The organism is Pseudarthrobacter sp. MDT1-40-2, from assembly GCF_059383595.1.
The window spans coordinates 620,217-646,353 of the sequence record NZ_JBWZCL010000002.1 but is presented as its reverse complement, the minus strand read 5'-3'; the positions used below and the strand labels follow the sequence as shown (position 1 = coordinate 646,353).

The window sequence follows — 26,137 nt, the reverse complement described above, 5'->3', positions numbered from 1 at the left end:
GAATCTTTAGGATAGCCTTACCTGCCCTATTTCCTGAATTCCGTGACTCCTCGCCCATGTAAGGTCACCTCAGCGGCGCTTTCGTTTGGACCTCCGGTCCTCCATACGCTCGGCCCTGCCGCGTTCCGCTGCACGCTGCGACTTTCCCGCAACAACCACCTTCTGATGCCACTCCCGCTGGTACGCGCGTTGGGCTGCGGCATCCGAGCGACGGGCCAGGGCGGCCAGCTCACGCTGCATCTTCTGGTAGCTGTTCCAGCGGCGCTCTTCCAGGACTCCGTCGGCAATGGCTTCCTGCACCGCGCAACCCGGCTCGAACTGATGGGAGCAATCCGAGAAGCGGCAGCGGGCTGACAGTTCCTCCACATCGCTGAACATAGCTTCCATCCCGTTCTCGGCGTCGTACAGTCCGAAGCCGCGCACGCCCGGAGTGTCCATCAGTACCGTGCCGTTCGACAGCGGAACCAGCTCCCGGGAGGTGGTGGTGTGCTTACCCTTGAAATCGCCGGCGCGCACTGCGCCCGTGTCCTGCACAGCATGACCCGCCAAGGCGTTGATGAGCGTGGATTTTCCGGCGCCTGAGGGACCAAGGAGCACCAGGGTGCCTCGCTCCGGTACGTGGGCCAGCAGTTCGTCGATCCCGTCGCCGTGTTCTGCTGAAGTGGTCACCACGTCCACTCCGGCAGCCTGCAGGATGACCTTCCCGACGACGTCATCCGCCACGTCCGCCAGGTCCGCTTTGGTGATGATCACCAGCGGAACGGCGCCCGAATCCCAGGCGGCCACCAAGGTGCGCTCAAGCCGGTTATGCGTGAGCGGCCGGTCCACCGGGACCACCACTCCCACCATGTCCATGTTCGCCGCCAGTACCTGGGCCTCGGACGAATCCTCGTACGCGCGCTTGCGGGTGAGCTGGGAGCGGCGGGGCAGGACGTCAACGATCTGGCGCTCGCCGGCCCGGTTGGGCCCAAGCCACACCCAGTCACCGGTCACCGGCACTTCGGCGTCCAGCGGGTAGGGAAGGTGCAGCAGGTCGTTGCCCGCCGCTACCAGCACCAGGCTGCGGTCAACGCGGACCACTCTGCCGGGTTCGCACCGCGCGGTTTCCTCGGGGGTTCGGCAAGCAGGCGGCGGGTTGTCGTCAAAAAGCCGTACGACGGCGGCGTTGTAGCCATAGAGCGCCAGCCCGGTCGCGGGAGCGTTGCCGGCAGGGTTGAAGGAGAGCTGGACGGAAGAATTTTTCACTGTGATACCTCGGGGCAAGTCCCCTGGCACCAGGACGCCTTGGACACATCAAGGCGTACGCGGGCAGTGCCCTATACGGTGCGGAATCCGGGGACGGGGGTGGTTGATGTTTTGTTCACGGGGCACACGGCAACTCCACTCATCAAAACCACCTCCGATCTCTCCGGGTTCATTCCGGGCACTTCACAGCTTTCCTGCGGCTGGTGGCCGGACCGGTTTCCAACTTTAGCCTCACTGGGAGGCGTCGCGCTAGGGGTCCGGCTCCCCCACCTGCCGCCGGGAGGGCAGGGCCTCGAGGCTGCCGCCGTCGTGCTTTGGCGATGTTGCAAACGTAGGACGGCTGGTTGTCCAGCCGACGCCGGGCGTTTGGGGGATCAACCGGAGCCGGCCGGACGGCAAAAGAGTAACAAAACTGTCGTCACTCCAGGGGGTTGGTCCGTTTCATTACGACACTTAGGGCAGCGTCCCTCATACGCGGTGCTTCGCCCGGATGAAGTCTCTGTCCGTCGGGGAGAGCGTCACCTGGCCGTGCTGGTCGGTGTCGACGCTGATGCCGGCTTCCCGGCAGATCTTTTCGGCCATGGTGCGCGGCAGCATCACGCATCCAGGGTTCTCGGTCAGCCACTGCTGCGTTGCAGGGCTGAGACGGTCCCAGTGGTCTTCTATTTTCATGTCCATTGATAGAGCCTTTTCGTGTTAGCCCGTATGGGTGCGGATCGACGTTGACCGTTCTGCTGAAGCCATTAGAAGGTTGGCTTTCAATTGCCCAACATGGACAGTGTCCCCTGCCAACATTGCCGTTACGTGACGGCTCTATGACATTTGCGAACAGATCGACGTGCTCACGGCCTGCCCTCGGTGCGTGGATCACATGCCGTAAGGGTGTTGCTGAGCGAGGCAGTAAGCATATTTAGTAAGCATGCTTGCTTTACGGTGTCCCAGCGTGTTTTATTGGCATTATGCATGGCTTCGAGACCAGGAGCCTGGGCCCCATGATGAGTGCCGAAGCACTATCCTCGCCCTCAGCGCGTAGAAACAGCTAACAGCTAACTAAGACGGAGCATGCCCGGGGACATCGTCGTCCGGGTGGCCGTGTTAACCACATAAATGCACTGGCCTGACCCACCTCCCAGCCAGTGATGCTCGAAGTTCAAAGGAGAACGTCATGATCAACACTGAAAACCTTTCCGCACTCAGCAACTCAGGCGGCGACGTCATTGGATCCGACGGAAGCAAGATCGGCTCCATCGGCCAGATCTACGCCGATGACGCGACCTCGGAACCGACGTGGGTCACCGTGAAAACCGGGCTTTTCGGATCCTCTGAATCCTTCGTCCCGCTGGATGAAGCCACCCAGGACGGCAACGACATCGTCGTTCCCTACACCAAAGACAAAGTTAAGGACGCACCGAACGTTGCACCGGACGGTCATCTGGAACCTGAAGAGGAAGACCGCCTTTACGCCCACTACGGACTCACCGGCGGCACCTCCTATGCTGACACCTCGTACGCCGACACCTCCTACGCCGACACCGACCGGGGCGTAACAGAGGACTACTCGGGCACAAGTAGCACGGTGGGCCATGACACCTCCGGGCCTACCACCGATGATGCGATGACCCGCTCGGAGGAGCGGCTCAACGTAGGAACCCGCAAGGAGCAGGTTGGACGCGCCCGGCTGCGCAAGTACGTGGTCACCGAGAATGTCACCCAGACCGTTCCAGTCCAGCGGGAGGAAGTCCGGATCGAACGCGAGCCCATCACTGATGCCAACGTGGGCCGTGCCATGGACGGACCTGCCATCAGCGAGGAGGAACACGAGGTCATCCTCCACGAGGAACGGCCCGTCGTTGAGAAGGAGACCGTTCCAGTGGAGCGCGTGCGTCTGGGCAAGGAGGCCGTAACTGAAGAGCAGACCGTCAACGAGGAAGTCCGCAAGGAAGAGATCGAAATTGACGATGACGGGCGCGGCAACCGGTAAGTTCCGTTGACAGGGTGACTGCTGTGCTGGCGGTCAGCCACCACACAGCTGACTTCACTCTTGTGCGCGTCACACTCAGAATCTGCCCAGGAGCGCTGGACGGTCGCGTTCGTTGCTACTAACCTCTTTTAACACTGCAACCGGCATGGGCGCACCGAGCGTCCGGAAAGGAGGAGCGCATCACCGCTGATCGATACCAGGTTCTACTGACCCGTACGTCGAAGGCCCCTCCCGAGGGGCCTTCCCTTTTTGTGCGACAAGAAGCGGGAAGTCAGCCGTTGGTGAGCCTGTAACGCTCGATCTGCTTCAGCCGCCTCAGGAGGCTGTCGCGCCGCGGGTGGGGGACGACGTCGGGCCCTTCCGCGGTGAGTTCTATGTGCCTGGTGCCGTACTGCCACAGCAGCAGGTCATCCAACAGCCGGTCCGGCCCGGGGGAGTATCGGTGGTCAAGGGCCTTGCGGACTTCCGTGATGCGGTTGGCGCTGAGCAGGCCGGCCAACTGCACGGTCTGGTTGAGTCCGTGGGCTGCCAGGAGCTCGGCGGCCCAGCCCCAATCGTCGTCCACCTTCCGGTCCACGTGTGGCAACAGGGTGCGCCAGACATCCCGGATCCGGTTGGGCGTCAGCTGCGCGGCGCCTTCGCCTTCCATGTCCCAGTAGCTGCGAACCTCTTCATACCGCTCGTGAAGGTCCGCGAAAGCACCCTCCACAGTTTCCAGCATGGCGGCGGTAGCGGTGAACTGGCGGTCGAAGTGCGGGGTCCAGGCGCGGGGATCCTCCGCTTTGAAGCGGATGTCGTGTTCGATTTCGCTCCACGCGTGCGCAAACACCGTGCGGATCTGGCACTCGAAGAAGTAGCTGCCGTTAGGCGCAACGTCTGGATTGAAAACCTGCTGGTACGCCTTGACGGTGTCGTTCTGGATGGTACGCAGGATCAGGTGCCGGCTGGAGTAGCCGTAGGTGCCGGACTCGATGGAGCCGATGTCCTTCTCGCGGTCACCGCGGCAGTCAAACAACTGGCGCTGCCTCTTGATCAGGTTGGCCACCACGGCGTTTTCCGTGGGCAGCTTGGTGATAACGCGGACGCCCACCATGTCATTGAGCGTGCGGAACGGATCCGGAAACTTCAGCACCGGAGGGCCGCCTGGCTCCAGGGGCTCTTCAGTCCTGGAAATCTTCTCGCGGAACGACTCCACCGTTTTGGTGCGGCCCGTGACGAACAGCGGGGTCACCTCGGTGTCTTTCAGCATGCCCCGCAAGGTCAGCAGGACATCACGGGTAACCAGCTTCAGGGCAGGGCGGACCCGCTCATAGAGTTCCACGTTTTCTTGGACGGATGGGCGCAGGGCAGGGTCCAGGCGCTCCCAGTTGCTAGCCATGTCCCCCAGCATACGGCGGGCGTGCGACAGCAGCGTGTCGCGCCGTACAGGCTTTCCCCATAGTCTGGCCCAGTGGAAACAGACACAGTGCAGTCCGGCGAACAGGGCGAGCAGCTCGACAGGCAGTCACGCATCCTCGAAGCGGCGCTGGGCCTGCTCTCCCGCCACGGTATTTCCGGGGTGAGCATGCGTGCTGTGGCCCGTGAAGCCGGAGTGGCGCTGGGGCTGGTCAACTACTACTTCGAAGACAAGCTGAGCCTGATCCGGGCAGCCTTGCTCCGCATCGACGAGCGGGACCTCGAACTGGTGGCGACCGATCCAGAATTGTCCGCTGAAGAGCAGCTGCGGAAGGCGCTTCGGCGCGTTGCGGGCCCGGAATTTCTGACCACACAGTACCTCTCCCTGCGTCTGCACCTGTGGGCACTTGCGCAGGCCCACGAAGACTTTGCGCTGGTGAACGCGGTCGCTTTCAAGAGGTATATCGACGGGCTGGCGGTGTTGATTGGAAATGCGAACACCAGGCTGTCCAGCGCTGAGTGCAAGGAACGCGCTGCTGACATCGTCGTTGTCCAAAACGGGATGTGGCTTACTGCCCTGCTGGGCATCGACGAGTCTGCCATCGAGCGCAGTATCGCCCGCACCGAACAGATCGCCTTCGCTTCGTAACGCACGCGCCACCCGTCCCGAACCGGCACCGCGAACCCCTAAATCTTTGAACAAACGTTCAGATTAGCTATTGAACGAGCGTTCAAGGTGCACTACTCTCCATGTATGACCTACATCACACCCGGAAGCCTCCGGCAAAAGAGTTCGCTCCCTCACCGGGCCGCGGGGCCCCTCCTGGCTGATTGGGACCAGGCAGAAGGAGAGTGCGCAGCATGACAAAAACCCATTACGACTTCGTCATTGTCGGCGGGGGGAGCGCGGGGTCCGTGCTCGCCAACCGGCTGAGCGAAGGAGGCCAGAACAGCGTCCTGGTTCTCGAGGCCGGTCGCAGCGACTATCCCTGGGACCTCTTCATCCAGATGCCCGCCGCGTTGACTTTCCCCAGCGGAAATCCGCTGTATGACTGGCGGTACCAGTCCGATCCCGAGCCGCACATGGGCGGCCGGCGGGTGGCCCATGCCCGGGGCAAGGTGCTGGGCGGCTCAAGCTCCATCAACGGCATGATCTTCCAGCGTGGCAACCCCCTCGACTACGAGCGGTGGGGCGCCGACCCCGGAATGGAGAGCTGGGACTTCGCAAACTGCCTTCCGTATTTCAACAAGATGGAAAACGCGCTCGCCGCGGATCCGGATGACGAACTGCGCGGGCATGACGGCCCGCTGGTCCTCGAGCGCGGGCCTGCCACCAACCCGCTCTTCCAGGCATTCTTCAAGGCGGCCCAGGAAGCCGGCTATCCCCGTACGGACGACGTGAACGGTTACCGCCAGGAGGGCTTCGCCGCCTTTGACCGCAACGTCCATAAAGGCCAGCGCCTCTCTGCCTCGCGGGCCCATATCCGCCCCAACGCAGGCCGTACCAACCTCACCGTCCTGACCCGGGCGATGGTCACCAAGGTGAACTTCAAGGGCACGATGGCCACTGGCGTCACCTACCGCCGTAACGGCCAGACGCACGTTGTGAACGCCGGCGAGGTGATCCTGTCCGGCGGTGCCATCAACACCCCGCAGCTCCTGCAACTCTCCGGCGTGGGTGAGGCCGCGCATCTGGCCTCACTGGGTATCAAGCCGGTGGTCAATCTGCCGGGCGTAGGGGAAAACCTGCAGGACCACCTTGAGGTCTACATTCAGCACGCGTGCACCCAGCCCGTGTCCATGCAGCCAAACCTGGATCTGTGGCGCTACCCCCTGATCGGCCTGCAGTGGCTGCTTGGACGCAAGGGACCCGCAGCCACCAACCACTTCGAAGGAGGCGGTTTCGTCCGCTCCAACGACGACGTCGCCTACCCGAACCTGATGTTCCACTTCCTGCCCGTGGCAGTGCGCTACGACGGGCAGAAGGCGGACGCAAAACACGGATACCAGGTGCACATCGGCCCGATGTATTCCGATGCCCGCGGTTCCCTCAAGATCAAGTCCACCGACCCCTCCGTCCACCCGTCCATGGTCTTCAACTACCTCTCCACGGAGCAGGACCGGCGCGAGTGGGTCGAGGCGGTCCACGTAGCCCGTGACATCCTGGGCCAGTCCGCCATGTCCCCCTTCAACGGCGGGGAGCTTTCACCGGGACAGGGCGTGCGTACCGACGCCGAGATACTGGATTGGGTGGCCAGGGACGCCGAAACCGCACTGCACCCCTCGTGCACCGCCAAGATGGGGCCGCAGTCCGATCCGATGGCAGTAGTAAACCCGCTCGACATGTCAGTGCACGGGGTTCAGGGGCTGAGGGTTGTCGACGCTTCCGCCATGCCGTACGTGACTAACGGAAACATCTATGCACCGGTCATGATGCTTGCCGAGAAGGCCGCTGACCTCATCGCCGGGAAGGCCCCCCTTGCTCCTGTGCATGCGGAGTTCTACCGCCACGGCGTCAGCCCGCTGGAGCGGAACGGCAAGCTCCCCGAGTCCCTGGCCAGCAAGGGTTAGGAGCGCACCAAATGACAACCAATGCAATGACTTCAGAAGCCCCCGCCACGGATGCCGGAACGGGGACAGTCCCGGGCTTGTACATCGACGGCGGGTGGGTGCCTTCCATAGAGGGGCGCACCCGCACCATCAGCTGTCCGGCCGATGGCAGGGAGGTTGCGGTCGTCGTCGAGGGTTCAGCCGCCGACGCCGAAGCCGCAGTGGCCGGCGCCCGCCGGGCTTTCGACGACGGCGACTGGCCGCGGACGCCCGAACGTGACCGCGGAAGGGTTTTGCAGCAGGTCGCGGACCTCCTGGAACGCGACAAGGCCGGGTACGCACGGGCTGAGGCGCTGGACACCGGTAAGCGCCTGGTCGAAGCCGAGTACGACATCGACGACGTGATCTCGTGCTTCCGCTACTACGCGGGCATCGCCGGTACGGACGCCGGGCGCGTGATCGACACCGGGAACCCGGATGCAATCAGCCGCGTGGTGCACCTGCCGGTGGGCGTGTGCGGACTCATCACCCCGTGGAACTACCCCTTGTTGCAGGTGTCCTGGAAGGTGGCGCCGGCGTTGCTGGCAGGCAATACGTTCGTCCTGAAACCCAGCGAGCTGACACCCTCCACGGCAATCCTGCTCATGGAGACCCTGGCTGAGGCCGGAGTGCCCGCCGGCGTCGCGAACCTGGTGACAGGTACCGGGCCCGAGGTGGGTGCCGTGCTGTCCACGGACCCCAAAGTGGACATGGTTTCCTTTACCGGCGGTCTGGCTACCGGCAAGCGCATCATGGAAGCCGGCGCCGCCACCGTGAAACGCGTTGCCCTCGAACTCGGCGGAAAGAACCCCAACATCGTCTTCGCTGACGCCGACCGGGAGGCCGCCGTCGACTTTGCCCTCACTGCCGTGTTCCTCCATTCAGGACAGGTCTGCTCGGCCGGAGCCCGGCTGATTGTGGAGGAATCCATCCATGATGAGTTCGTGGCAGCCGTGGCTGCCAGGGCGGAACAGATCCGCATGGGCGGGCCTTTTGACCAGGACGCCGAAACGGGACCCCTCATCTCGCACGCCCACCGGGAAAAGGTCCACGCCTACGTGCAGGCGGGCATAGCCGAGGGCGCGGAACTGGTCTGCGGCGGAGCGATCCCCTCCAGTCCCAGCCTGGCTGAGGGCTTCTACTATCCGCCCACCATCCTGGACGGGTGCAACAGCGCCATGGCTGTAGTGCAGGAGGAGTCCTTCGGCCCGGTGCTGACGGTGGAAACCTTCCGCACCGAGGAGGAGGCCATCCGCCTCGCCAACGACACCGTGTATGGGCTTGCCGGGGCGGTCTGGACCGGCGACGGTTCCAAGGCGCAGCGGGTGGCACAAGCCCTCCGGCACGGGACGATCTGGATCAATGACTACCACCCCTACGTGCCGCAGGCCGAGTGGGGCGGCTTCGGCCAGTCCGGCAACGGCCGTGAACTGGGCGTGCTGGGCTTGGCCGAGTACCGCGAAACCAAGCACATCTGGCAAAACACCCGGCCCGCACCCAGTGGCTGGTTTGGCCCTTCCAGCGCCGGCTAGGAGACCCACAAAGTACTTCCGCATCACCAGGGGAACCGGCCGGGCAGCGCCCAGCGCGCCCGGCCACGGATACGCCTGTGCACCTTTTGCCCAGGCTTCGCATCGTGCTATTCAATCTAGGAGCTCGGATGTTAGAACCCACACAACGTGCTGACGCAAGCGGCATGGACCAATTCGGCTATGCTCAGACCCTTGACCGCAGCATCGGCAAGTTTGCCAGCTTCGCGGCAGGGGTCAGCTACATCTCCATCCTCACAGGCGTATTTCAGCTCTTCTACTTTGGTTTTTCCATGGCCGGCCCTGCCTACGCGTGGTCCTGGCCCCTCGTTTTCGCCGGCCAGTTGATGGTGGCGCTGTGTTTCGCTGAACTCGCCGGGCGTTACCCCGTGGCCGGTTCGGTGTACAACTGGGCCAAGCGGCTCACCTCCGGAACATTCTCCTGGCTGGCGGGCTGGCTGCTGCTGATCTCCTCCATGGTGGCGCTCGGCGCCGTTGCCCTGGCACTGCAGCTCACCCTGCCCCAGCTGTGGTCCGGCTTCCAGATCATCGGTGATGGCACGGGCACCTACGACTTCGCCCTTAACGGTGTCCTGCTGGCCAGCATCATGATCGCCATTTCCACCCTCATCAACGCCTATGGCGTAAAGCTGATGACCAGGATCAACAGCGTAGGCGTCTTCGTGGAGCTGCTTGCGGCCGTGCTGCTTATCCTCGCACTGGGCTGGCATATCGTCCGTGGCCCCGGGGTCCTCCTTGAGACCGCCGGGTTCGGGACAGAACACCCCTTGGGCTTCTTCGGAGTGTTCCTGATCGGCGCGATGGCCTCCGGTTACGTCATGTACGGCTTCGACACCGCAAGCTCACTGGGGGAAGAGACCAAGGATCCCAAGCGGACGGCGCCGCGGGCGATCATCCGTGCCATCACGGCGTCCTTCGTACTGGGGGGCCTGATCCTGCTCTTCGCCCTCCTCGCCGCACCGGACCTCAGCGACCCCAAGCTGGGATCCGCTGATGGCGGTCTGCAGTACCTGGTCCTGTCCGTGCTCGGCGGCCCCTTCGGCAAAGCCTTCCTGGCCTGCATCGTCGTAGCCGTGATGGTGTGCACCCTGGCGGTTCACGCGGCCGCCATCCGGATGATGTTCGCCATGGCCAGGGACAACAACCTGCCCTTCAGCAACCACCTCAGCAAAGTGGACCCGGTCCGCAAGACTCCCACAGTTGCCGCGATCGTCATCGGCGTCCTGGCCGTGGTTCCGCTGCTGGTCAACGTCATGCAGCCGGCCATTTTCACCATCCTTTCCAGCATCAGCATCGTCCTGATCTACCTGTCCTACCTGCTGGTCACCGTTCCGCTGCTGCGCAGGCGGCTCCAGAAGAAGTGGCCGCTTGCCGACGACGGCTCAGAACCGGGCTTCAGCCTGGGCAAGTGGGGACTGCCCGTGAACATCGTTGCCGTGTTGTGGGGCGGCGCCATGACGGTGAACCTCATCTGGCCACGGCCGGAAATCTACAACTCCGTGCCGCCGTTCGAGTGGTACCTCCAGTGGGGCGGCGTCCTCTTCGTGGGCGCCGTAACGGCAGGAGGTGCCCTGCTGTACCGGCTGAAGCTCCGGCACCAGACAGGCGTGCTCGCCACGCATGCCGTGGCGTCTCCCGCACAGCCGACGGCGGCATCCGGCCATCCAGCGCCGGCTGCGTCCGGCGAGCAGGGGGCATCACCGGCTGTAGTTAGCGGCGCTCCGCTCCCTGCACACGCGATGGCCGGCGCGCCTGCCGCCAAAGCGCACAGTGGGACTCCCGATGCACTGGCGGCCCACGGTGCCGTTCCGGGGAAAGCCCCCAGCCGGTAAGGAAAACGGTTTGGCCGCCTCCCGCACGCGCGAAGAGACTGCTCCCAGGAAGTTGGACTGAGACAATCAGCCGGCTGCCGGGGAGCAGTTTCTTCTTTCCCCGGAAGCGTCAACCATGACCTGGCTGCTCCGCTCACCACCGACCTCACTAATCCGCCCACCACCCGTGCTGGACTCGCTGGGCTACCGGGAACTTGCTGCAGGACGATCCCGAAATCTACGCCGTCCAGGGCGCGGGGTTGGGGCTGGCTGCGGACTCCGCTGCAGGACTTGTTACTTAACGCGAAGAACTGACTGTTGCCCGCCCACGGACAACAGTCAGTTCATCGCTTATTAGGAAATGCCCTCCGGTGTCAACACTCGATGACGTTGACAGCCAGGCCTCCACGGGAGGTTTCCTTGTACTTGGTCTTCATGTCCGCGCCTGTCTCGCGCATCGTTTTGATGGCCTTGTCCAGGGACACCTTGTGGCTGCCGTCCCCGTGCAGGGCGAGCCGGGCAGCATTAATTGCCTTGACGCTGGCGATGGCGTTGCGTTCAATGCAGGGAATCTGCACCAGCCCGCCCACGGGATCGCAGGTCAGGCCGAGGTTGTGTTCAATGCCCACTTCGGCCGCATTTTCCACCTGGGCGGGCGTTCCACCCAGGACCTCGCACAGCCCGGCGGCAGCCATGGAGCACGCGGAGCCCACTTCACCCTGGCAGCCCACCTCGGCACCGGAGATCGAGGCGTTGATCTTGAACAGAATCCCGACGGCGGCAGCGGCCAGCAGGAAGCGGACCACCCCGTCGTCGTTGGCACCCGGGACGAACTTCACGTAGTAATGCAGGACGGCAGGAACGATCCCTGCGGCGCCGTTGGTAGGCGCCGTGACGATGCGCCCGCCGGCAGCGTTTTCCTCGTTGACTGCCAGCGCGAAAAGGTTGACCCACTCCATGGCCCGCAGTGGATCGGTGATGCCGGTGTCCGCGGTCAGGGTCTGGAACAACGACGGCGCCCGGCGCCTGACGTTGAGCCCGCCGGGAAGGATTCCTTCCGCCGCGCAGCCGTTGTCCACGCATTTTTGCATCACCGCCCACAGCGCCAGAAGCTTCTCCCTGAGCTCGGCTTCGCTTCGCCAGGAAAGTTCGTTAGCCAGCATGACGTCGGAGATGGACATCCCCTCCGTTCGGCAGATCTCCAGGAGCTGGTCCGCAGTTGTGAAGGGGTAGGGAAGGACGGTGGAATCGGCCACGATCCGGTCCTCGGCGTCGGCGTCCCCGTCCACAACGAAGCCGCCCCCAATGGAATAAAAGCTTCGTTCGCTCAGCACCGCCCCGCCGTAATCCAGAGCCCGGAAAGTCATGCCGTTAGGGTGGGCCGGCAGGGACTTGCGGCGGTGCAGCACCACGTCTTCGTCCCAGTTGAAGTCAACCCTGTGATCCCCGCCCAGCCACAGTTCAGCGTCGAGGGCGGCCGCAGCCACCTGGTCGTCGGCGGAAAAGGTGTTCACCGTTTCGGGATCCAGGCCGGTAAAGCCAAGCACCACGGCCTTGTCTGAGCCATGCCCGCGCCCGGTGGCGCCCAGTGAACCGAACAGCTCGGCCTGGACCCGCCTGGTGGAACTCAGGAGGCCGTCGCCTTTGAGCCCGTCAACGAACAGCTTGGCTGCCCGCATGGGTCCCACGGTGTGTGATGACGACGGCCCGATGCCCACGGAAAACAGATCCAGGACACTGAGTGCCATTTAGGGGACTTCCGGGGAGGCGTACTCACGCATGGCATCCAGGAGCCAGCGGCCCAGGAAATCGGCGAACGACGCGCGGGGGAAGAGCCGGAAGCTTGCGTCGCCGGTCTTCCACAGCATCACCGGGATGTTTCCGACCTCCGTGGACAGTGCCGTTCCCGTGGCGAAACTCCTCGGGTGCAGGTCCAGCGAGCAGCCCTTTTCCAGCACTGCAACAGATTTTGGTCCGGTCAGTTCAAACGTGGTCCGGTTGGCGGAGAGATCCACCACCTGGCCCGCGCCGTCCCCGAGTGCTTCGATAAGGGCCTGAATGAGGTCCCCGCCAAGGGACTCGTGGGCTTCCATGGGTGCCACCACGAGGAATTCCTCCGGCCCCAGCCACAGCACGGACACTTCGCCGGTCCCGGCTACGCCGCCGCACCGGGAAGGAAGCCCTCCCGTGACGGACGCTACGCGCTGTCCGGCCTCGGTGCCGGCCCCTACCCGGATGCCCACCATGGTCAGGTACGGGACCTCGGACAGTTCCACGACGTCCCTGACTGAGCCGGTGTGAAAAGCGTCCTTCAAGGCTGCCGCCGGACTGGTACGAAGCAGGAGGTTCTTGTCATAGGTGGTTGCTGGAGCTGCTGTTTCAGCCATCTTTGCGGGTCCCTTCGGGGTCAAGAAGTACGGTTTCTCCGACAACCACATCCACCAGCTGGTTTCCGGCAGCGGCCACCAGGGTCTCACCGATGCGGTTTCTGCCGTTCTTGATCAGCGCCAGGCCGAACGACCTGCCCATGGCTGCGCTGTGGTAGCTGGAGGTCACGAAGCCTTCCATGGGCACCGGTCCGTAAGCAGGGTTGGTGGAGCGGCCCTTTTCCACCAGCTGGGTGCCTTCCGGCAACCGCATGGTGCGGTCCACCGGCAGCACGCTCACCAGATGCTTGCGGTCCTCGCGCCGGGCGTCGGCCCGTGCGTAGGAGCGCTTGCCGATGAACTCCTTGGCCTTGGAAACCACCCATTCCATGCCGGCGTCCTGCGGGGTGACGGTACCGTCGGTATCCTGGCCCACAATCGGGTAACCCTTTTCGGCGCGGAGCACATGCATGGTCTCGGTGCCGTAAGGGGTGATGTTGAACTCTGCGCCCGCTGCGGCCACCGCTTCCCAGGTGTTCAGCCCGTACCAGGCCGGCACGTTGATTTCGTACGCCAGCTCGCCGGAAAAGGAGATCCGGCAGACCCGGGCCCGGACTCCGGAGGCCAGCGTGGTTTCGCGGAAGGTCATGAACGGGAAGACCTCGGGATCCAGCCCGCCGTCCGCTGCCAGTTCCGGCGCCACTTTCGCGACGACGTCACGGGACTTCGGCCCGACGACGGCGATGGTGGTCCACTGCTCGGTCACCGAGGTGCAGTGAACGTCAAGGTCCGGCCACTCGGTCTGCAGCCACTCCTCCAGCCAGTCCAGCACCTTGGCGGCGCCGCCCGTGGTGGTGGTCATGAAGAAGCGGTCCTCGTCCAGGCGCAGGGTCACGCCGTCGTCGAAAATCATGCCGTCAGGGGTGCACATCACGCCGTAGCGCGCGGAACCCGGGGCGAGCTTCTTGAAGGCGTTGGTGTAGATCCGGTTGAGGAACTCGCCGGCGTCCTTGCCCCGGATTTCGATCTTGCCCAGGGTGGTGGCGTCCATGAAGCCCACGGATTCGCGCACCGCGGCGCATTCCCGGAGTACGGCTGCATCCATGTCCTCCCCGTTTTGCGGGTAGTACCAGGGCCGCTTCCACTGCCCGACGTCCTCGAACAGGGCGCCCTTGGCAACGTGCCAGGGGTGGATCGATGTGACGCGGGCGGGGTCGAACAGTTCGCCGCGCTGGCGTCCGGCCAGTGCCGCGAAAGCCACCGGGGTGAACGGTGCGCGGTAGGTGGTGGTGCCGATCTCGCCGATGCCGCGGGAGGCTTCACCGGCCTGGCGCAGTGCAGCGGCGATGACGCCGATTGCGTTGACGCCGGAGGTCTTGCCCTGGTCATTGGCCGTGCTGATGGAGGTGTAGCGCTTGATGTGTTCCACGGAGCGCATGCCGGCACCGGTGGACCTCAGGACGTCCGCCACGGACTGGTCGCGCTGGAAGTCCACGAAGTGGTGATGCCAGTCATCGGGCGTGCCGGACTCACCCGGGACCAGCCAGAGCTGGCGGGTCGGGGCAGAGGCTTTAGGCGCATCCAGCGGGGTCGGTTGCGTGCCGCAGTCGAACCCGGCGGCGATGGCTGCCCGGGCCCCGGCAGAGGTACCTTCGGCGAGGCAGTCCTGGAGCTCGAAGCTTCCGCGGCCGGAACCCACAATCTGCTGGTTTGGCACCACGGTGCTGGGTACAAATGCGGCCAGCTCGTCATCCCAGCGCAGCTTGCCCTGCCGCTGGGAGTGCAGGTGAACCAGCGGGCTCCAGCCCCCGGAGACCGCCAGCAGGTCGCAGGCGATGTCCTCGATGCCGGAGGTGAGTTCGCCGGCGTCGTTAATACTGCGGACGGTCACGCCGTCCAGCCGGCCTGTGCTTGTTCCGGCCGAGCTAGCTGACGTGTTGGCCACGGCACTGCCGATCAGTACCCGGATTCCATATTCGACGGCGGCAGCAGCTGCAGCGGTGAGCTGCGGCCGGGCGTCCACGACGGCGGCGACCTTGACTCCCGCGGACCTCAGGTCTGCGGCCACCGCGTAGGCACTATCGTTGGTGGTGGCGATGACGACGCGCCGGCCCGCCGCCACGGCGTACCGGTTGAGGTAGCTGCGGACGGCGGACGCGAGCATGATGCCCGGACGGTCGTTGTTCTCGAACACCAGTGGGCGTTCGTGGGCGCCGGGTGCCAGGACCACCTGGTTGGCCCGGATGTGCCAGATGCGCTGGCGGGATACTCCCGGGGCAGCGGGGGAGGAGAGGTGGTCGGTGCGGTTCTGGACGGCGATGACGTAATTGGCGTCGTAGGCACCGAAGGCCGTGGTCCGGTTCAGGACGGCGGACTCTGCTCCGGAGACCAGTTCAGCTTCCACATCGGCTACCCATTCCAGGGCAGGCTTGCCTTCGATCTGCTCTGCCAGATCCGGGGCCGTAGATCCGGACAGCAGCGAACCGCCCAGTTCGGGCTGGTCGTCCAGCAGCATGACGCGGGCTCCGGTGCGGACGGCTTCGCGGGCGGCAGCCAGGCCGGCCGGGCCGCCACCGATGACCAGGACGTCGGTGTGGACGTACTTCTTGTCGTACTCAGCCCTGTCATCTTCCGGGTCAAGGCGGCCCAGGCCGTTGAGCCACTCTGCCTTGAGGCCGTCCACCAAGGTGACAGTTGTGGCGGGGAGCATGGATTCGGCCACGTGTCCGGGGAACCGGGGCTCCACCCGGACCAGGGCGTTGGCTTCCTCCACACCGGCGGACATGATGCCACGCGGGCGGTCCTCGTAGAGCGAATTTCCTGCGGCGATGCTGCCGTTGGCCAGCAGGGCCGAGGCGAGGGTGTCGCCCGGGTGGCCGGTGAACTCCTGGCCGTCCACGGTGAACCGCCACGAGATGGTGCGGTCGATGCGGCCGCCGGCGGCGAGGCGGGCGTTCTGGGAAGTCACTTGGTTGCTCCTTCCGGGGCAGTGGCGCTGGCGCTGGTGCTGGTTGCGGAGATGCTCGTACCCGAAACGCTGGGCGCGGCGGTGCCGGTGGTGGTGCTGTCCGGGGCGGTGCTGGCGGTACCGGATTCGGCAGTGACAGTCCCTGCGGCGTCCGGGCGGGGGGCGCCCATCGGGTAGACCGCCTGGATGTCGTAGGTGACGGTGTCGCGGAGCATGTTGAACCACTGCCGGCAGCCGGTGCTGTGCAACCATCGTTCAGCGAAGGCACCCTTGGTGTTGTCCCGGTAGAACAGGTACTGGGCCCATTCGGCGTCGTTCAGTTCGTTCGGGTTTTCCGGGTACGGGACGTGGGCCTGGCCGCCGTAATGGAATTCGGTCTCGTCGCGCGAGCCGCAGTTGGGGCAGGAAATGAGCAGCATGTCCGTCTTCTTTCTGTATCTTGCGCAGGCCGTCAGTGGGCCACAGCGGCGGCGCCGTGTTCGTCGATCAGGGCGCCGGTTTCGAACCGTTCCAGCGCGAAGGGCGCGTTCAGCTTGTGCGGGGCGCCGGTGGCGATCGTGTGGGCGAAGGTAAGGCCGGCTGCCGGGGTGCCCTTGAAGCCGCCGGTGCCCCAGCCGCAGTTGACGAACATGTTTTCCACCGGGGTGGTGCCCACAATGGGGCTGGCATCCAGGGTGGTGTCCACGATCCCGCCCCAGGTCCGGAGCACGTGCGCCCTGGCAAAGATCGGGAAAAGTTCGACGGCGGCGGCCATCTGGTGCTCGATGACGTGGAAAGACCCGCGCTGGCCGTAGCCGTTGTAGGAATCCACGCCGGCGCCCATCACCAGTTCCCCTTTATGGGCCTGGGAAACGTAGACGTGCACGTGGTTGGACATCACCACAGTTGGGTGCACGGGTTCGTGGAGTTCTGAAACCAGGGCCTGGAGCGGGTGGGACTGGATGGGAAGCCGGAAACCGGCCATTTCAGCCAGTACCGAGCTGTGCCCGGCGGCGCAAAGGCCCACCTTCTCGGTGTTGATGGTGCCCTGGTTGGTCTTGACGCCCACCACCTTGTTGCCGTCCTTGACGAAGCCGGTGACTTCGCAGTTCTGGATGATGTCCACGCCCAGTTCGTCGCACTTGCGGGCGAAGGCCCAGGCCACGTGGTCGTGCTTGGCGATTCCCGCGCGAGGCTGGTACGTCGCCCCCATCACGGGGTAGCGGATGTTGTCGCTGATGTTCAGGATGGGGCAGAGTTCCTTGACCTGCTGGGGGTCCAGCCATTCCGCGTCCACGCCGTTGAGCTTGTTGGCGCCTACCCGCCGCATGCTTTCGCGGACGTCGCCCAGGGTGTGGGCCAGGTTCATCACGCCGCGCTGGCTGAACAGGAAGTCGTATTCGAGTTCCTCGGGCAGGATTTCCCAGAGCTTGAGGGCGTGCTCGTATATTGCGGCGCTCTCGTCCCAGAGGTAGTTGGAGCGGATGATGGTGGTGTTCCGGGCCATGTTGCCGCCGGCCAGCCAGCCTTTTTCCAGGACCGCGATGTTGGTCATCCCGTGGTTCTTGGCCAGGAAGTAGGCGGTGGCCAGGCCGTGCCCGCCGCCGCCGACGATCACGGCGTCGTAGGAGGACTTGGGCTCCGGGTTGCGCCAGAGGAAGTCCGGGTGCTCCGGAAGCTGTTCGGTGCTCACTGGGCTGCTCCGATCATTGCGTCGTTGAGGTCCCCGAAGGCGGCAACGTCATCATCGTCGTCGAGGTCCCGGGAGAGGTGGGAGTACAGGGGGAACCGGTCAGCCAGGGCGGTGACCCGGGCCCGGAGTTCGACGGCGGTGTCGCCGTCGAGGGAGCCGGTGCCGTTGGTGGCACTGCTGTTGTTGGCGCCGTCTGCGGTGCCACTGCCAGCGGCAGCGATCAACGCCGTCGCGATGATGTCTGCGACCTCTGCGAAGTCGGCGGCGCCGAACCCGCGGGTGGCAAGGGCGGGGGTGCCGATGCGAAGGCCGGAAGAAACCATGGGCGGGCGGGGATCGAAGGGGACGGCGTTGCGGTTCACGGTGATGCCGATCCGGTGCAGGGCGTCTTCGGCCTGCTGCCCGTCCAGTTCAGAGTTGCGCAGGTCCACCAGGACCAGGTGGACGTCCGTGCCGCCGTTGACCACGGAGATGCCGGCGGCGGCCACGTCCTCCCGGAGGAGGCGTTCGGCCAGAAGCTTCGATCCTTCGAGGACGCGTTGCTGGCGCTCCTTGAATTCCGGGGTGGCGGCGAGCTTGAACGCCACAGCCTTGGCCGCAATGACGTGTTCCAACGGTCCGCCCTGCTGGCCGGGGAACACGGCGCTGTTGATCTTCTTGCCGTACTGTTCCTTGGCGAGGATCACACCGCCGCGCGGGCCGCCTAGGGTCTTGTGCGTGGTGGTGGTGACGACGTCCGCGTACGGCACCGGGTTGGGGTGCAGCCCGGCAGCCACCAGGCCGGCGAAGTGTGCCATGTCCACCATGAGGTAGGCATCCACCAGGTCGGCGATACGGCGGAATTCGGCGAAGTCCAGCTGCCGCGAATAGGCGGACCAGCCGGCCACGATCAGTTTGGGACGGTGCTCCAGGGCTAAAGCCTCGACCTCGGCCATGTCCACCCGGAGGTCGGATTCACGCACATGGTACGGAATGACGTTGTAGAGCTTTCCGGAGAAGTTGATGCGCATGCCGTGGGTGAGGTGACCGCCGTGAGCCAAGTCCAGGCCCATGATGGTGTCGCCCGGGTTCAGCAGGGCGAACATGGCGGCGGCGTTGGCCTGGGCACCGGAGTGCGGCTGGACGTTGGCGAACTCTGCACCGAACAGGGCCTTGACGCGGTCGATAGCGAGCTGCTCGACGACGTCAACGTGTTCACAACCGCCGTAGTAGCGCTTTCCCGGGTAACCCTCCGCGTACTTGTTGGTCAGCACGGATCCCTGGGCCTCCATCACGGCCGACGGAGCGAAGTTTTCCGAGGCGATCATTTCCAGCGTGGACTGCTGGCGGCCGAGTTCCCGGGCTATGGCTTGCTTGACCTCGGGATCGACGACGGAAAGTTGCTCGTTCAGCTGCTCAACCACGGATGCTCCTTTTGAAATACCACTTGTTCTATGACTGATATATCAGTGTGGAGTCAATGCTATGATTGAGATCACATGGAGTCAATAGATATGTGAAACTGCTACCCGGCTCTCGGTTGTGGGCCGGAAGGTGTAGCAAAGAACGGAGCCGCGCCGTGAATGCACTTCTTGCCCTGCCCCAAGCGGAGCAGGCAGCCCCTGCCCCGTCCCAGGCCGAGGCCGCCTACCGGCAGCTTCGGGACAAGCTGATCATGCTGGACATCCGGCCGGGTGAGCCCATCAACGACGGTCAGCTGGCTGCGGAGTTCGGCTTCGGCAGGACACCCGTGCGGGAAGCGATCAAGCGGCTCGAGGTGGACCACCTGGTGATCTCTTATCCACGCCGTGGAACCTTTGCCACCAATGTTGACTTCACGGAACTGGCTGACGTTTCGGAAATCCGGGAATTGCTGGAACCGCTGGCTGCCCGCCGGGCCGCCACCCGGGCAAGTGACGCCATCCGCCAGGAGCTGCTGCAGGTGGCAGATGCCATTGCTGCGCTGGATCCCGGCGCGGGGGAGTCGCGGGAGCTTATGCGTTACGACCTCATGGTGCACCGGCTGATCTACAAGGCCGCCGCCAATCCGCACCTTGAAGACACCCTGATCCGGTACGACAACCTGGCTACGCGCATCTGGTGCCTCGTCCTGGATAAAGTCCCTTCGGTTACCGGCCACATCACCGAGCACGTGGACTTGCTTCGGGCGGTTGCGGCCGGCGACGCCGATAAAGCCGGTGAGCTGGCCCTGCACCACGTCACGGGGTTCGAGGAAACGATCCGCACGGTGCTGTAGGCAGCCGGAAACCCCGGTGATCGAGCTTGTCGAGATCCCTTCGGGCTGGTTTCGACAGGCTCAATCACCGGGTGGAGCCTCAGATGATCGCGCCGCCTGTCTACGGCCCGGTGTCAGATTGGCATCTAATAGGCGTCGGCAGTCAAGACGTTTGACAAGTTAGTAATAATTCGAAATGGTGTTGAAAACAGGTCCGCACTGGCGCGGTCCTGACAGTGAATTGGGGGAACAGTGAAAGATTCACGCATGAGACTAACGGGTGCCCCGACTGCATGTACCGGAGGTGTGATGAGCAGAACTGGGGATGTGTTCAATCGTGCTGCTACGGGTGTGCATTCGCTTGCGGCCTTCTAGCTACCTGCATTGCCTGTGCAACAGTGGGTTGCCCGTGGTGTGTCAGCCTGAACTGCTGCAACCGTTCTTCCTGCTACCCGATCGTCAGGTGCGGCCCCTACTAAGGAGTGATCATGTCACTGTCAGCCCAACAGGCAACACAGCCGGCCAAGCGCAACGATGTCGTTCTCGGTGCGGCCTTCGTTTTGGCCACGGTTGCGGTCACACTGATCCTGTGGCCCAGCGGCAGTGTGCCGGCAGAACAGCAGTTAAGAGTGTTTTTGATCGGCTGGGCGGCGTGCGGCCTCATGTTGGCCGGCGCTGCCGCAGCACCGGCACTTCAAACCAACACAAAGGCCGTCCAAGCGGTTCTGTGGCTCGGCCTGGGCTTGGTCACAGGCCTGTGCCTGGGCACGATCCCATGGAGTGACCTTGGTTCTGGTCCCTTGTGGCAGATCTGGCTGACCGGGGTCATCACTGTGGGATACGTGCAGCAGCTTCGGCTTCAGCGTCACAGACAGCGCAGGCAGCCGCCCATAACCAGCAACGGCGAGTGAAAGAAAGCCCCGTCAGGAAACCCTGACGGGGCTTTCTTTCACTCGAGCTTCCCCGCAGTTTTGGGGGCAGAAGAAGCCATCCTAGGCAATGCAGTAGGCGTGGCCGTCCTTCTCACGGGTTTTTCGTGAGCGGACCAGGAAGCAAGAGTAGGAGGTGTTTTAACCCTCAGCCTGGGTAAAGACTTGCACTACGAGCTCTTCGGCGATGAACTCACCATCTTGTTGGGTCAGGCCTGGAAGGCATCAGCTCCCACACGACAGCTTTGAAATCCGAAACAAATCCGGTTTGCTGGCAGGCCACGCCTACGTTGTGTCGGATGAGCTCGATCGAGTCGAGGGCCACACTATGGTTAAAGGAGGACCTGCACCAGGATCGCTGAAGTCCAGGGCGGCGCCTGCGGCTGAACTACGCCCGGGTTTTCGATAGGGTCCACGGATGTCGCGCTTCAACTGAATGCCTTGAAGACCGTCGGCTGCCGCAGTAAGCGGGCACTGATTTTGGCTAGAAACCGCCCGTCATTGATCACAAGAAACCTCCACTCCTGGGGGTTCCGGCGCTGTAGATGGCTCCGCCGACGACGGTGACCTCTTCGCCGGCGCGCAGGGTAGCCTCAATGGTGGAAAAGTTACCCGGAAGATCGGCGCATCGTCGCGGACGGAAGCGACTGCGCTCGCCCAGCAAGGGCCTGTACTGATTTTCACCCGCCACTGACGACTTGAGAGTATTAGTCATGGCAACAACTAATGATCGTGAATCCGAGGTCGATGCAGAGTCCGGCCAGCCCGGCGGTGTCCAGTCTGTGGACCGGGCACTGACGGTCCTTGAGATCCTGGCCCGGGACGGCCATGCCGGAGTGAGTGAAATCGCCGAGGAGATGGGCATTCACAAGTCCACGGTGTCGCGGCTCCTGGGATCGCTGGTGAACAGGGAGATGGTCCATCAGAACAGTGACCGCGGCAAGTACCAGTTGGGCTTCGGGGTCCTGCGCCTGGCCAGTTCCATCCCCGGCAGGCTCAGCCTGGTGCGGGAAGCACGGCCGGTGCTCGAGGCCTTGGCGGAGGAGTTTAAGGAAACCGTCAACCTGGCGGTGCTACGATCCAACTTTGCCGTGAACGTGGACCAGGCCATGGGCCCTTCCACCCTCGCCACCTATGACTGGGTGGGCAGTTTGACGCCGTTGCATGCGACCAGCAGCGGCAAGATCCTGCTTGCGGGGCTGCCGGCGGACGACCGTGCACGAATCCTGAAGGACACCGGGCTGCCGGCCCGCACGCCGCGCACCATCACGAACAGGAAAGAACTCGAAACCCAGTTACTTGACGTCGCCCGCCAGGGTTACGCCGTAGTGCGGGAGGAATTCGAGATCGGGCTCAACTCGATCTCGGTGCCGGTCCACAACCACATGGGCGCCGTAATAGGGGCCGTCAGCATCTCCGGACCCGCCTTCCGCTTCGATCCGGAAAACGAACCCGGGCTCCTCAGCGGACTGAAGGAAGCCGGGCTGAAAATCAGCGAGCGGCTGGGCTACGCCCGGCACTGATATGCCAGCGTCCATCTGGAGATAAGGAGGCTGCCGAACACCGGGACACCCCGCGCCGGCAGCTCAGAGGTCTTCTTCCTCGAGGCGGGCCGTGAGAATCCGATTGGCGTTGAAGTGCAGGATGCGGAGCGACTCCTGAATCAGGGGAGAGGAGATGCTGCCCCTGCGCACCGCGGCGACAATGCGCCGCGTGGGTTTAGCCTTTCCGGTGATACGAAGCCGGACCACGTTCTCGGCGCCATGCAGAGGCGCCAACCGGGGCAGCAGGCCGACGCCCAGCCCCGCACCCACGAACGCGATCTGGGTTTCCCATTCAACGGCCTCGTGGGCGATCCGGGGTGTCACCCCGACTGCTGTGAAGGCCGCGGCGAAGAGCGAGTGGTAGGTGGAACCAGCGGCCTCCGTGATCCACGGTTCCGATGCCAGCTCTTCAAGCGTCGCTGTTCCCCGTGATGCCAGCGGATGGTCACCGGGAATGATTACGTCCAGCGGATCATCGAGTAGAACTGTCTGCTCGAAGCGCGGATCATCCTCGCCATACGAGTCGGACTGCATGGCAACAATCACCGCAAGGTCAATTCGTTCCGCGATCAACAAGTCGAAGCAGCGGGCCGGATCGGCCTCAAGAACCTGCACCTCAAGGAGGGGGCGTGTTGAGCGCAGGGTGGCCGCCAGCGGCGCGAGCAACTGGGCGGCTGCCGTGGAGAATCCGCCGAGACCAAAACGGGGCTGCACCTGGTCCCCGGCCTCCATAGCTGCCGCGCGCAGGCTTTCCCATTGGTCTATGAGGGGATCCAGGCCAGCCACAATGAAGCGGCCCGTGGCGGTAAGCCGCACCCCCCGGCCGTCTTTCGTCAGCAGCTCCATGCCAAGCACGCGCTGGAGCTCCCGCAGTTGCGCGGAGACGGCAGAGGCGGAATATCCCGTGAGTTCCGCAGTCGCGCCGATGGTACCGCACCGGGCAAACACGCGAAGAGTGATGAGCCTCGCATCGATCATGCACCTATTCTGCATGATTATGCTCAATAACTTGCGCTTTTCTTGCGGCTATTGTGACTCTAATCTCATCATTACTAGTTCTTTCACCGTGCCGGTCCCACCGCCGCCCCGTGGTTGACACGCAACACCCACTTACCCTGCCTCCCGGGAGGAAACCCATGACTGCTTCAGTGAACGTGCCCCTCAATTCACGCGGAAAACTCACTGCATCTTTGCCTGCCGAGCAGCTGGCAGAAATCACCGCGCTGTTTGAGTTCCGGCGCGCCGGCTACTCCCTCGATGCCCCCTTCTACACGGATCGTTCGATCTTCACCATCGACATGGAGGCCATCTTCGGCCAGCACTGGATCTTTGCCGCCAGCACCGCCGAACTGCCGGAGCCGGGCGACTACGTCACCGTCGACTACGGGCCCTACTCGCTGATTGTGCTGCGCAACGACGACGGCGGCGTGAACGTCCTGCACAACGTATGCCGCCACCGCGGCGCCCGCGTCCTGACCGAAGCTGCCGGATCCACCGGAAACCTGGTGTGCGGCTACCACTCCTGGACCTACTCTCCGGAAGGCAACCTGATCCACGCCTCCTCCCCAGGGGAAACGAAGTTCGACAAAAACTGCTTCGCCCTCAAGCGCGCCCACGGCCGCGAGGTCGCCGGACTCATCTTCGTCTGCATTGCGGATGAACCGCCGACGGACTTCGACGAGACCGCCAAAATCTTCGAACCCTACCTGGCACCCCACGATCTGGCGACGACGAAAATCGCCTACCAGCAAAACATCATCGAGGAGGGCAACTGGAAGCTCGTCATGGAGAACAACCGTGAGTGCTACCACTGCGACGGCCACCCTGAGCTCGCCTGCTCCCTCTTCCCCACCTGGGGCCTGACCGAGGGCCTGGTCCCGACCCATCTTGAGGAAGTGTGGGACCGGAACAAAGAGGCCCAGTCCTCCCTCGAGGAGCGCTGCCGCCGCTATGGCCTTCCCTACGAAGTGGTCGAGCAGCTCGACACGCGCATCGCGGGAATCCGCATCTCACGGGAATCACTCGATGGAGAGGGCGAATCGTTCTCCGCCGACGGGCGCAGGCTGTCCAAGAAGCTGCTCGGCGACTTGCCCGACTTCCGCCTTGGCCGCTGCTCAATGCACCTGCAGCCCAACAGCTGGTTCCATTTCCTCGGCGACCACGTCATCACGTTCGGTGTCTTCCCCATCAACGAACACCAGAGCCTCGTGCGCACCACCTGGCTGGTGGCCGACGACGCCGTGGAAGGTGTCGACTACGACCTGGAGAAGCTTACCTACACCTGGAAGCAGACCAACCTGCAGGACAAGGCGTTCGTGGAGCTGTGCCAGCAGGGCGCCGGCAGCCCCGCGTACGAGCCCGGTCCCTACATGAAGAGCGAATACCAGGTGGAGGCATTCATCAACTGGTACGTGCAGCGCGTGCAGGAGCACTTGGCATGATTGAGCTCCTTGCTGAAACGGCAATCCAGGAACCACAGCGTATTCGTGGTCTGGAGATGCCGTGGAACAGGGTGATGGGAAGCACCGAGACACCTGCCCGGGCAGCCCGTGCGTTGGGCCCGTGGCGTCCGCAGGAGTTCATGGCCGAGTGCGTCGAAACCGTTCCCGAGGCCGGCGGCATGATGACCTGCGTGTTCCGCCGCTGTGATGGTGCGCCGCTGGCGTTCCGTGCCGGCCAGTACGTGAACGTCGCCTTCCCGGTGAATGGCGCGGACCGGGAACCGGTGGACCGCAGTTACTCGCTGTCCAGCTCGCCCACGGAGCCGTGGACCTTCAACATCACCGTCAAATGCGACCCCACCGGATTGGTCTCGCCCTGGGTGCATGAGAACGTCAAACCCGGCGCTGTTCTTGAGATGCTGGGACCGGTGGGAGCATTCCACCTGCCCGACGTCGACCGGCGGGCACGGTACCTCCTGCTCGCTGCCGGCGCTGGCATCACTCCCATCATGTCCATGGTGCGGACCATCCACTCCCTGCCCGGACGCGCCGACGTTGTGATGCTTTACCACGGCTCCGATGCCGGAGGCTTTGCCTTCCACCGGGAATTGGCCTACATCGCCTCCGTGGACTCACGCATCAAGGTTTACTACTCCCTGGGCAGCCGTAGCGTACCGGAGGGGTGGGAAGGGCTCAGCGGAAGGCTGACGGCGGCCATGCTCGAGGAGGTGGCCCCCGACGCCAACGGCCGGCAGGTGTACGCCTGTGGTCCTGAGGGTTACCTGAACACCGCCACCGAACTACTGCAAAAAGTCGGTGTCGACGACACTTCCATACACATGGAGTTTTTCTCGGGAGACCGCCAGACGCTTCTTGAATACCAGGCAGAGGTGGCACTTGCAGCCGACGTGGCCGAGGAGATCGCCGAGGAGATCGCCGAATCTGCCGAGGACTACTTCGAAAGCCAACCCGCCGCGTTCGGGCTCTACGAGCCTGGCTACGACGCCGACGGAACTCTGCAGGCCTCGGGGCTGCCGCTGGAAATCAGCCAACCGGACACACCCGGCTCCGAGCCCTCCGTCAACAGCCCGGGCGGAGAGCCGGAAGCCGGAACTCCTGATGCCTCGAGCTTCGACACTGTGGGAACAGGCAGCCTCACCATGTCCTTCATGCGTACCGGCATCAATGTGCGGATCGATCCCACCGAGCGCATCCTCGAGGTTGCCCAACGGGCAGGCGTCAGGATTGGCGCGAACTGCAAGGAAGGCATGTGCGGCTCCTGTAAGGTCGTCAAGCTTTCCGGGGAGGTCGAGATGAACCACCAGGGCGGGATCCGGGCACGGGAAATCTCTGCCGGCAAGTTCCTGCCCTGCTGCTCCACCCCGCAGACGGACCTGATGATCGATGCCTGACCCACGTTCCGGCCACCGT

The 26,137-nt window shown here is 64.0% G+C and carries 21 protein-coding genes; 10 read left to right on the top strand and 11 right to left on the bottom strand.

Annotated features, from left to right (window positions below; all coding sequences use genetic code 11):
- Positions 1 to 69 precede the first annotated feature (69 nt).
- On the bottom strand, positions 70 to 1,245 hold the full coding sequence (rsgA, locus tag AC50X5_RS09200; protein ID WP_494975776.1) for a ribosome small subunit-dependent GTPase A: 1,176 nt from the start codon (positions 1,243 to 1,245) through the stop codon (positions 70 to 72).
- A gap of 468 nt (positions 1,246 to 1,713) precedes the next feature.
- Entirely contained in the window at positions 1,714 to 1,923 is a 210-nt protein-coding gene (locus AC50X5_RS09195; RefSeq protein ID WP_494975775.1) for a hypothetical protein, read from the bottom strand.
- 487 nt (positions 1,924 to 2,410) lie between these two features.
- Here AC50X5_RS09195 and AC50X5_RS09190 point away from each other — a divergent pair, with 487 nt between their 5' ends.
- Positions 2,411 to 3,226, top strand: a complete 816-nt coding sequence (locus tag AC50X5_RS09190) for a DUF2382 domain-containing protein (protein ID WP_494975774.1) — start codon at positions 2,411 to 2,413, stop codon at positions 3,224 to 3,226.
- A gap of 271 nt (positions 3,227 to 3,497) precedes the next feature.
- Here AC50X5_RS09190 and AC50X5_RS09185 read toward each other — a convergent pair whose 3' ends face one another.
- Positions 3,498 to 4,604: a GTP pyrophosphokinase gene (locus AC50X5_RS09185; protein ID WP_493983440.1), complete on the bottom strand. Its 1,107-nt coding sequence runs from the start codon at positions 4,602 to 4,604 to the stop codon at positions 3,498 to 3,500.
- 72 nt (positions 4,605 to 4,676) lie between these two features.
- On the opposite strand from AC50X5_RS09185, the gene AC50X5_RS09180 reads away from it, so the two are divergent.
- The 4 genes from AC50X5_RS09180 to AC50X5_RS09165 all read left to right on the top strand — a co-directional run bounded on the left by AC50X5_RS09180 (position 4,677) and on the right by AC50X5_RS09165 (position 10,592).
- Complete coding sequence (locus tag AC50X5_RS09180) at positions 4,677 to 5,270, top strand: TetR/AcrR family transcriptional regulator (protein WP_494975773.1); 594 nt, start codon at positions 4,677 to 4,679, stop codon at positions 5,268 to 5,270.
- 212 nt (positions 5,271 to 5,482) lie between these two features.
- A complete protein-coding gene (gene betA, locus AC50X5_RS09175; protein WP_494975772.1) occupies positions 5,483 to 7,192 on the top strand; it encodes a choline dehydrogenase in 1,710 nt (569 codons plus the stop codon).
- A 26-nt stretch (positions 7,193 to 7,218) separates the two neighbouring features.
- A complete protein-coding gene (locus AC50X5_RS09170) occupies positions 7,219 to 8,742 on the top strand; it encodes an aldehyde dehydrogenase family protein (protein ID WP_494976083.1) in 1,524 nt (507 codons plus the stop codon).
- A 128-nt stretch (positions 8,743 to 8,870) separates the two neighbouring features.
- A complete protein-coding gene (locus AC50X5_RS09165; protein ID WP_494975771.1) occupies positions 8,871 to 10,592 on the top strand; it encodes an APC family permease in 1,722 nt (573 codons plus the stop codon).
- Between the two features lie 353 nt (positions 10,593 to 10,945).
- Here AC50X5_RS09165 and AC50X5_RS09160 read toward each other — a convergent pair whose 3' ends face one another.
- The 6 genes from AC50X5_RS09160 to glyA are packed head-to-tail and all read right to left on the bottom strand — an operon-like array spanning position 10,946 to position 18,980.
- Positions 10,946 to 12,319, bottom strand: coding sequence for an L-serine ammonia-lyase (locus tag AC50X5_RS09160; protein ID WP_494975770.1), 1,374 nt, complete (start codon positions 12,317 to 12,319; stop codon positions 10,946 to 10,948).
- Entirely contained in the window at positions 12,320 to 12,958 is a 639-nt protein-coding gene (locus tag AC50X5_RS09155) for a sarcosine oxidase subunit gamma (protein WP_494975769.1), read from the bottom strand.
- Entirely contained in the window at positions 12,951 to 15,905 is a 2,955-nt protein-coding gene (locus AC50X5_RS09150) for a sarcosine oxidase subunit alpha family protein (protein WP_494975768.1), read from the bottom strand. The genes AC50X5_RS09155 and AC50X5_RS09150 overlap by 8 nt, the downstream gene beginning before the upstream one ends.
- Positions 15,902 to 16,324, bottom strand: coding sequence for a sarcosine oxidase subunit delta (locus AC50X5_RS09145; protein ID WP_494975767.1), 423 nt, complete (start codon positions 16,322 to 16,324; stop codon positions 15,902 to 15,904). The genes AC50X5_RS09150 and AC50X5_RS09145 overlap by 4 nt, the downstream gene beginning before the upstream one ends.
- A gap of 32 nt (positions 16,325 to 16,356) precedes the next feature.
- Complete coding sequence (locus AC50X5_RS09140; protein ID WP_463935990.1) at positions 16,357 to 17,577, bottom strand: sarcosine oxidase subunit beta family protein; 1,221 nt, start codon at positions 17,575 to 17,577, stop codon at positions 16,357 to 16,359.
- Positions 17,574 to 18,980, bottom strand: coding sequence for a serine hydroxymethyltransferase (gene glyA / locus AC50X5_RS09135; protein WP_494975766.1), 1,407 nt, complete (start codon positions 18,978 to 18,980; stop codon positions 17,574 to 17,576). The genes AC50X5_RS09140 and glyA overlap by 4 nt, the downstream gene beginning before the upstream one ends.
- A gap of 155 nt (positions 18,981 to 19,135) precedes the next feature.
- Here glyA and AC50X5_RS09130 point away from each other — a divergent pair, with 155 nt between their 5' ends.
- Positions 19,136 to 19,813: a GntR family transcriptional regulator gene (locus tag AC50X5_RS09130; protein ID WP_494975765.1), complete on the top strand. Its 678-nt coding sequence runs from the start codon at positions 19,136 to 19,138 to the stop codon at positions 19,811 to 19,813.
- A gap of 467 nt (positions 19,814 to 20,280) precedes the next feature.
- Entirely contained in the window at positions 20,281 to 20,703 is a 423-nt protein-coding gene (locus AC50X5_RS09125; RefSeq protein WP_494975764.1) for a hypothetical protein, read from the top strand.
- Between the two features lie 523 nt (positions 20,704 to 21,226).
- On the opposite strand, the gene AC50X5_RS09120 is transcribed toward AC50X5_RS09125, so the two are convergent.
- Entirely contained in the window at positions 21,227 to 21,436 is a 210-nt protein-coding gene (locus tag AC50X5_RS09120) for a hypothetical protein (protein ID WP_494975763.1), read from the bottom strand.
- On the opposite strand from AC50X5_RS09120, the gene AC50X5_RS09115 reads away from it, so the two are divergent.
- Positions 21,435 to 22,244 (top strand): IclR family transcriptional regulator, encoded by an 810-nt coding sequence (locus tag AC50X5_RS09115; RefSeq protein WP_494975762.1) that lies wholly within the window; start codon positions 21,435 to 21,437, stop codon positions 22,242 to 22,244. The genes AC50X5_RS09120 and AC50X5_RS09115 overlap by 2 nt on opposite strands.
- A 63-nt stretch (positions 22,245 to 22,307) precedes the next feature.
- On the opposite strand, the gene AC50X5_RS09110 is transcribed toward AC50X5_RS09115, so the two are convergent.
- Positions 22,308 to 23,243: a LysR family transcriptional regulator gene (locus tag AC50X5_RS09110; RefSeq protein ID WP_494975761.1), complete on the bottom strand. Its 936-nt coding sequence runs from the start codon at positions 23,241 to 23,243 to the stop codon at positions 22,308 to 22,310.
- Between the two features lie 158 nt (positions 23,244 to 23,401).
- Between AC50X5_RS09110 and AC50X5_RS09105 the strand changes: the two genes are divergently transcribed.
- Together AC50X5_RS09105 and AC50X5_RS09100 are read left to right on the top strand one after the other, a co-directional pair.
- The gene (locus AC50X5_RS09105) at positions 23,402 to 24,706 is read left to right on the top strand and encodes an aromatic ring-hydroxylating oxygenase subunit alpha (RefSeq protein WP_494975760.1); all 1,305 of its coding nucleotides are present in this window, start codon (positions 23,402 to 23,404) and stop codon (positions 24,704 to 24,706) included.
- Positions 24,703 to 26,118 (top strand): ferredoxin reductase, encoded by a 1,416-nt coding sequence (locus AC50X5_RS09100; protein ID WP_494975759.1) that lies wholly within the window; start codon positions 24,703 to 24,705, stop codon positions 26,116 to 26,118. The genes AC50X5_RS09105 and AC50X5_RS09100 overlap by 4 nt, the downstream gene beginning before the upstream one ends.
- Positions 26,119 to 26,137: the final 19 nt, after the last annotated feature.

Bases quoted from the DNA above. Each gene is read 5' to 3' on its own strand.
- AC50X5_RS09195 (WP_494975775.1), bottom strand. From the start codon at position 1,923: ATGGACATGAAAATAGAAGACCACTGGGACCGTCTCAGCCCTGCAACG.
- AC50X5_RS09190 (WP_494975774.1), top strand. From the start codon at position 2,411: ATGATCAACACTGAAAACCTTTCCGCACTCAGCAACTCAGGCGGCGAC.
- AC50X5_RS09185 (WP_493983440.1), bottom strand. From the start codon at position 4,604: ATGGCTAGCAACTGGGAGCGCCTGGACCCTGCCCTGCGCCCATCCGTC.
- betA (WP_494975772.1), top strand. From the start codon at position 5,483: ATGACAAAAACCCATTACGACTTCGTCATTGTCGGCGGGGGGAGCGCG.
- AC50X5_RS09170 (WP_494976083.1), top strand. From the start codon at position 7,219: ATGACTTCAGAAGCCCCCGCCACGGATGCCGGAACGGGGACAGTCCCG.
- AC50X5_RS09165 (WP_494975771.1), top strand. From the start codon at position 8,871: ATGTTAGAACCCACACAACGTGCTGACGCAAGCGGCATGGACCAATTC.
- AC50X5_RS09160 (WP_494975770.1), bottom strand. From the start codon at position 12,319: ATGGCACTCAGTGTCCTGGATCTGTTTTCCGTGGGCATCGGGCCGTCG.
- AC50X5_RS09155 (WP_494975769.1), bottom strand. From the start codon at position 12,958: ATGGCTGAAACAGCAGCTCCAGCAACCACCTATGACAAGAACCTCCTG.
- AC50X5_RS09145 (WP_494975767.1), bottom strand. From the start codon at position 16,324: ATGCTGCTCATTTCCTGCCCCAACTGCGGCTCGCGCGACGAGACCGAA.
- AC50X5_RS09125 (WP_494975764.1), top strand. From the start codon at position 20,281: ATGTCACTGTCAGCCCAACAGGCAACACAGCCGGCCAAGCGCAACGAT.
- AC50X5_RS09115 (WP_494975762.1), top strand. From the start codon at position 21,435: ATGGCAACAACTAATGATCGTGAATCCGAGGTCGATGCAGAGTCCGGC.
- AC50X5_RS09120 (WP_494975763.1), bottom strand. From the start codon at position 21,436: ATGACTAATACTCTCAAGTCGTCAGTGGCGGGTGAAAATCAGTACAGG.
- AC50X5_RS09110 (WP_494975761.1), bottom strand. From the start codon at position 23,243: ATGATCGATGCGAGGCTCATCACTCTTCGCGTGTTTGCCCGGTGCGGT.
- AC50X5_RS09105 (WP_494975760.1), top strand. From the start codon at position 23,402: ATGACTGCTTCAGTGAACGTGCCCCTCAATTCACGCGGAAAACTCACT.
- AC50X5_RS09100 (WP_494975759.1), top strand. From the start codon at position 24,703: ATGATTGAGCTCCTTGCTGAAACGGCAATCCAGGAACCACAGCGTATT.